The following is a 688-nucleotide window of genomic DNA, read 5'->3' on the forward strand; positions in this document are numbered from 1 at the left end:
GTCCACCGGTCCGGCCGGCCGGGGAGGGCGCCTCAGCTTTTGGGTGCCGGTCTCCCTGCGGTGCGTCCCCGCCCAGGATCAGGTCCAGCTCGGGGCGGATGCCGAGGACACGGTGCACGGCCTCGGCCAGCACCTGATCGCCGCGGCGGTTCAACAGGGAGTGGCGCGGACCGTCCTGGGTGAAGCCGATGGTGAGGAGACGGCCGTCGAATCCGGCGACCGACGCGTTGTCCTTGACCAGCATCCAGACCAGTCGGGAGGAGTCCTCGAGCGCGGCGAGGATGTCCGGCCAGGCTCGGCGCACCATCTCCACCGAGTTCGTGCCCTGGCCGCTCGCACCCTGGCCGCCGGTCGGGGACGACGGCGCGGCCGGGGAGGGGGAGGCCCTCCGTCGGACTCGTCGCTTTTTTTGCTGCGCCGGCTGCACCGGCTGCGCGGACGGCTCGGCACGATCGTGCGACGGCTCGTCCCGTCCGGTCTTCGCGTCCGGCTCGTCCTGTCCGGTCTTCGCGTCCGGCTCGTGCCGGTCACCGTGCTCGGCCGGAGCCGAAGGTCCGGCCTGCGCGGGCTGCTGGGACGGTGCCGACGAGGCTGGACGTTCGGCAGGTGCCGAGGGGGCCGGGCGTTCGGCCGAGGCGCCGCCGGAGGAGTCGGGAGCATCCTGTGCGGCCTCCTGCCGGCGCCATCG

The 688-nt window shown here is 73.8% G+C and carries 1 pseudogene; it reads right to left on the reverse strand.

The window, feature by feature from the left end:
* A pseudogene (locus AC2W7A_RS13125) lies at positions 1-688 on the reverse strand (hypothetical protein); the annotation flags it as partial.

The organism is Micrococcus sp. LASM2_SD2 (genome assembly GCF_057364565.1).